Annotated in this window: 4 protein-coding genes; 3 read left to right on the forward strand and 1 reads right to left on the reverse strand. The window is 63.6% G+C overall.

Annotation, left to right across the window (positions count from 1 at the left end):
• From ACOVRJ_RS01515 to ACOVRJ_RS01525, 3 genes are all read left to right on the forward strand, one after another.
• The coding region (locus tag ACOVRJ_RS01515; protein ID WP_422042144.1) for a type II secretion system F family protein at positions 1–288 on the forward strand (288 nt) is incomplete at its 5' end.
• Positions 289–492: 204 nt separating this feature from the next.
• Positions 493–1,389 carry a 5'-nucleotidase gene (locus tag ACOVRJ_RS01520; protein ID WP_422042145.1) on the forward strand — a complete coding sequence of 299 codons (897 nt, stop codon included), beginning with the start codon at positions 493–495 and terminating at the stop codon, positions 1,387–1,389.
• Between the two features lie 179 nt (positions 1,390–1,568).
• Entirely contained in the window at positions 1,569–4,898 is a 3,330-nt protein-coding gene (locus tag ACOVRJ_RS01525; RefSeq protein ID WP_422042146.1) for a S41 family peptidase, read from the forward strand.
• Positions 4,899–4,963: 65 nt separating this feature from the next.
• On the opposite strand, the gene tyrS is transcribed toward ACOVRJ_RS01525, so the two are convergent.
• Positions 4,964–5,884 (reverse strand): tyrosine--tRNA ligase (tyrS, locus tag ACOVRJ_RS01530; protein ID WP_422042147.1); only part of this gene is annotated, 921 nt, incomplete at its 5' end.

The following is a 5,884-nucleotide window of genomic DNA, read 5'->3' on the forward strand; positions in this document are numbered from 1 at the left end:
GCCCTGGTGCAGGTGCGCGAAGGCGCGCCGCTGGGCAATGCGCTGGCCGGCAAGAAACGCTTCCCCGGCATCCTGGCCATGTTTGCCCGCTTGGGCGAGCAGACCGGCCAGTTGCCGCAGATGTTGGAGCGCGCCGCCAAACAGCTCAGCGTGGAGGTGCAGCGCCGTTCGATGGCCGCCGCCACCATGCTGGAGCCCCTGCTGATCGTGGTGATGGGCGCGATTGTCTTGATGATCGTGCTGGCGGTGCTGATGCCCATCATTCAGTTGAATACTTGGGTGAAATGAGGCCCCCGGCCCATGGGTACTTGGGCCGCCCCCCGAGGGGGCTGAGGCCGGACATAGACAGTCTCAGAAAGACTGTCTATGCCTGCCGAAGGCCATCTGACAATGGTCGATGGCGCGATGTTGATCGGGCTTGGCCCGACCAACATCGCCGAAATCCTTCTTGGGGCGGCCCGGCGAACGACTTGAACAAGAAGAGGTGTCTGCGTGCCTGCCAATCTTGACGGACAACTGGTGGTGGCGATTTCCTCGCGCGCACTGTTTGATTTCGAAGAAGAAAACGAGCTCTTTGAAGCCGAGGATGACCGCGCCTATATGGCCCTGCAAGAAGCCCGGCTCGATCTGCCGGCCAAGCCGGGGGTGGCCTTCTCCTTGGTCAACAAGCTGCTGACCTTCAACACGCCGGAGCAAGCACGCGTCGAGATCGTGGTGCTGTCGCGCAATGACCCGGTCTCGGGCATGCGGGTATTTCGCTCGGCCAAGCATTACGGCCTGGGCATTCAGCGCGGGGTGTTCACCCGCGGGGAATCGCCTTGGCGTTACCTGCGCCCACTGAACGCACAGTTATTCCTGTCTGCCAATGAGGCGGATGTGCGTTCGGCCCTGGCCGCCGGTGTGGCCGCGGCGCGGGTGCTGCCCTTGTCGGCGCGGGCCTCGGCGGAGCATCCCGATGAATTGCGGATCGCCTTTGACGGCGACGCGGTGCTGTTCTCCGATGAGGCCGAACGCGTGTTCCAAAGCGAAGGGCTTAGCGCCTTCCAATCGCATGAGACCCGGCACGCCAACATTCCGCTGGCCGCTGGCCCGTTCAAGCCGGTGCTGGAGGCCTTGCAAGACCTGCAGCGCTCGCCCAGCGGCGGCATGCGCGTGCGCACGGCCTTGGTCACCGCCCGCAGCGCGCCGGCCCATGAGCGCGCCATCCGCACGCTGATGGACTGGCAGATCGAGATCGATGAAGCGATGTTCCTCGGCGGTTTGCCCAAGGGTGAGTTCCTGCGCGAGTTCGAGCCAGACTTCTTTTTCGACGACCAAGCCGGGCACATCGCCAGCGCCTCCGCCCATGTGCCGGCCGGCCATGTTGCCTCGGGCATCAGCAATGGCTGACTCCGGTGAGGGCGGCAGAATACCCCCCCGCATCGTTACCGCCACCAGGTCTATATCCACCAAGACCGTGGCACCCCATCCCACAAGGACTAGAGACACGCTTCATGACGCCTGTGAAACCCACTGGCTGGCCAACTCTCGCCAGCATCACCCTCGCCTGCTTGATGAGTTGCGCCACGATGGCGCAAGCTTCAGCCTCCACCACCAGCGCAACGCCGGGCTTCTTCCGCCAGGCGGCACTGCACGGCGAGCAGATCTTCTTTGTCGCCGAGGGGGACATCTGGCGCGTGCCCACCCTGGGCGGTACCGCCGAACGGCTGACCACCCATACGGGGGCTGAGACCCTGCCCGCGGTATCGCCGGGCGGAGAGTGGCTGGCCTTTGTCGCGCAGTACGACGGCCCCGCGGACCTCTACCTGATGCCGGTAAAAGGCGGCGTACCGCAACGCCTGACCTGGGAGGGCGTGAACCAAAAGGTCTGGGGCTTCAGCGCACAAGGAGAGTTGCTCTTCACCGCGCCGGCCCAAGACGGCAGGCCCATCACCCAGCTGTACGGCCTGAACCCCAAGACCGGCATCCGACGGGTGCTGCCGGTCGGCCAGGCCAGTGACGGTGCCCTCAGCGCCGACGGAAACCAGCTCTATTTCACCCGCAACGGACTGCGTGGCGACAACGCCAAGCAGTACCGCGGTGGCGCCATCGCCCGACTCTGGACCTTGGACTTGACGACCCAGAGCGAAGCCCGTCCGCTGCTCGCGGAGGGCGCCAATGATTCACGACCCATGCCCTACCGCAACGCCCAAGGCGAAAGCCGGGTGGCCTTTTTGTCGGACCGCGACGGCAGCGTCAATCTGTGGTCGGTGAATACGAAAGGCCAGGACCTGCGCCAGCACAGCCGCTTCAAGGGCTGGGACATTCGTCACGCATCGATCCATGCCCGTCAGGTGAGTGTGACGGTCGGCGCCGACATCCATGTGCTGGACCTGGACGCACCCGGTATCACCGAAGGCCGCAAGCTCAGCATCCAACTGAAGGGCGACTTTGCGCAGCAGCGCGAGCGCTGGATCAAGAAGCCGCAGGACTTCCTGACCCACACCGCGTTGGCGCCGAACGGTGAACGCGTGCTGCTGAACAGCCGCGGCCGCTTGGCCACCCAGGGCGTCGGCGCATTGCGGCGCGCCGAGCTTCCACAATCGCAAGAGGGGCGCTGCCTGAAGGGCGAGTTCAGTGCCGACAGCCAGCAGGTCTTTGCCCTTTGCGACTTCAGCGGCGAGCGTGAGATTTGGCGCTTTGCCGCCAATGGCTTGAGCCCGGCGCAGCAACTGACACGCGGCGCCACCGCCATGCGCACCCAGTTGCACCCTTCGCCCGATGGCCGCCACATCGCCCATGCCGACAAGGAGGGCCATCTGTATTTGACCGAGCTGAAATCCGGCGCCACGCAACTGATTGCGCACGACAAGCGCGCCGCCAGCATTGGCCCAGTCAGCTGGTCGGCCGACAGCCAGACCCTGGCCTATACCCAGCCTTTGCACAACGGCAACCGTGAGCAGATCCTGCTCTACAGCCTGAAAGACGGCAAGACCCACACCGTCAGCAGCGACCGTTATGACAGCGAGTCGCCGGTATTCAGTCCCGATGGGCGCTGGCTCTATTTCATCTCCAAGCGCAGCTTTGAAGTCACCGGCAACTCCAGCCCTTGGGGTGATCGGAATATGGGCCCGTTCTTCGACCGGCGCGCCAAGGTCTATGCGCTGGCCTTGCAATCGGGGCTGCGCTTCCCTTTCGCCGCGAAAGATGAACTAAGCCCGGCCGAGAACAGCGGCGAGGGCAAGGGAGACGGCAAGGGAGAGGGCAAGCCCGAGGACAAGAACGAGAGCAAGCCCGCGCTCAAGGGTGACAAGAAAGCCGAGCCAGCGAGCGGCAACAAGCCCGCCATCGTCTGGGCCGGCTTGAGCGAACGCCTGTTTGAAGTGCCGCTACCCAGCGGCAACTACAGCGCCTTGCAGGTCGACGCCAAAAGACTCTGGATGCTGGACACCGAAGCCTCCGGCGAACGCAAGTCCAGTCTGAAGACGCTCAGCATCGATCGCCAAGGCGGCAAGGCCGAAACCGTGGCGGAAGATGTGAAGAGCTTCGCGCTCAGCGCCGATGGCAAGAAGCTCATGATCGTGAGGAACGCGACGACGCCAGCGGCCGCGCCTGACATCCTGTTGATTGACGCCGGCCCCAAACTGCCCGCCGAGTTGGGCAAGTTCCAAGTCAAATGGAACGACTGGCAGATTGCCACCGACCCTCGAATGGAGTGGCGCCAGATGTTCACCGACGCCTGGCGCATGCAGCGCGACTACTTCTACGACCGCGGCATGCATGGCGTCGATTGGGCCGCCATGCGCAGCAAGTACGAGCCCCTGGTCGCCCGTTTGACCGACCGGGCCGAGCTGGCCGAGTTGATGGCGCAAATGGTCAGCGAGCTGAGCGTCTTGCACAGCCAAGTCGGCCCAGGCGATGTGCGCGCAGCACCCGAGGAGCCTGGACTTGCCGGCTTGGGCGCGCGCCTGTCGCGCCAAGCCCAAGGTTGGCGCATCGATCAGATCTACCGCAGCGATCCGGAGTTGCCGAATGAGCTCTCGCCCTTGGCGGCACCGGGTTTGAGCGTGAAGGTCGGGGATATCATCACGGCGGTGAACGGCCGTCCGGCCCTGCAAGCGGCCGATCTGGCCGATCTTTTGCGCGGCCAAGCCGGCAAGCAGGTGCTGCTGCAGCTGAGCACCGCCGAGGGACGGGAGATCCAGCAAATCGTCACGCCCGTCGCCCAGCGGCGGGAACAACAACTGCGTTTTGGCGACTGGCGCTATTCACGCGCCCGCGCGGTCGAAAAGGCCTCGGACGGCCGCATTGGTTATCTGCATCTGCGTGCCATGGGCAAGGACGATATCGCTGACTTTGCACGCGAGTTCTATGCCCAGTCTGACCGCGAGGGCCTGATCATTGACGTCCGCTTCAACGGCGGCGGCAGCATCGACAGCTGGATTCTTGAAAAACTGATGCGCCGCGCTTGGGCCTTCTGGCAGCGCCGTTCGCCCGCGGGAGCACCGACTTACCCGAATATGCAAGAGGCCTTCCGTGGACACTTGGTGGTGCTGGCCAATGAAGAAACCTACTCCGACGGCGAGACCTTTACCGAAGGCGTGAAACGTCTGGGAGTGGGGCCTGTGATTGGCAAGACGACCTCCGGTGCCGGGGTCTGGCTCTCGGATCAGAATCGTCTGGTCGACAACGGCATCATGCGTGCGGCCGAAACGGGGCAGATGTCCGCCGATGGTCAATTCTTGATTGAAGGCATCGGCGTGAAACCCGATATCGAAGTGGACAACCCGCCGCGTGCCACTCATCTGGGCGGCGATGCCCAGTTGGATGCCGCTATCGAAGTGCTGAAGAAAGCCATCCGCGATCAGCCGGTGCGTGCGGTCAAGCCCGGCCCCTACCCTCGACCGCTGAAGCTCTGAGCAAAAAAAGGGGAGGCTGTCGGCCTCCCCTTTTTCTTTGCCCCTGGCTTAGCGCAGGTCTGTCCTCAACTGAGCGTCACCCGCGCGAACTTGCGCTTGCCCACTTGCAGCACCACGGTGCCGGCCTCGACTTTCAGCGCCTTGTCGCTGATGACGACGCCGTCGATGCGAACACCGCCCTGTTCAATCATGCGGGTGCCCTCGCCATTGGAGGCCACCAAGCCGGCGGATTTCAACAAGGCCGGCAAGCCCATGGGCGCGCCGCTCAGCGCCACTTCAGGGATCTCATCCGGAATGCCACCCTTGGCGCGGTTGTTGAAGTCGGCTTCGGCTTCGTCTGCCGCTTGCGCGCTGTGGAAACGGGCGGTGATCTCCTTGGCCAGCATGACCTTGGCGTCCTTGGGGTTGCGGCCGCCTTCGATCTCGCGCTTGAGCGCGGCAATCGCCTCGCTGCTTTGGAAGCTCAGCAGATTGAACCACTTCCACATCAAGTCATCGCTGATCGACAAAACCTTGGCAAACATGGTGTTGGCCGGCTCGCTGATGCCGATGTAATTGTTTTTAGACTTGGACATCTTCTCTACACCGTCCAAGCCTTCCAGCAGCGGCATGGTCAAGATGCACTGCGGCGACTGACCGTATTCCTGCTGCAGATGGCGGCCCATCAGCAGGTTGAACTTCTGGTCGGTACCGCCCAACTCCAAATCGCTCTTCAAAGCCACCGAGTCGTAGCCCTGCATCAGCGGGTAGAGGAACTCATGCACCGAAATCGGCGTCTGCGCGGCGAAGCGCTTGGTGAAGTCGTCGCGCTCCATCATGCGGGCCACGGTGTACTTGGCGGCCAGCTGAATCATGCCGCGCGCGCCGAGCGGGTCGCTCCACTCAGAGTTGTAGCGGATCTCGGTCTTGCTCTCGTCCAGCACCAGCTTGGCCTGGGCGTAATAGGTCTCGGCATTGGCCTTGATCTGCTCGGCCGTCAGCGGCGG

Source organism: Roseateles sp. (assembly GCF_049240545.1).
GTDB lineage: Bacteria > Pseudomonadota > Gammaproteobacteria > Burkholderiales > Burkholderiaceae_C > Paucibacter_A.

Bases quoted from the DNA above. Each gene is read 5' to 3' on its own strand.
- ACOVRJ_RS01525 (WP_422042146.1), top strand. From the start codon at position 1,569: ATGGCGCAAGCTTCAGCCTCCACCACCAGCGCAACGCCGGGCTTCTTC.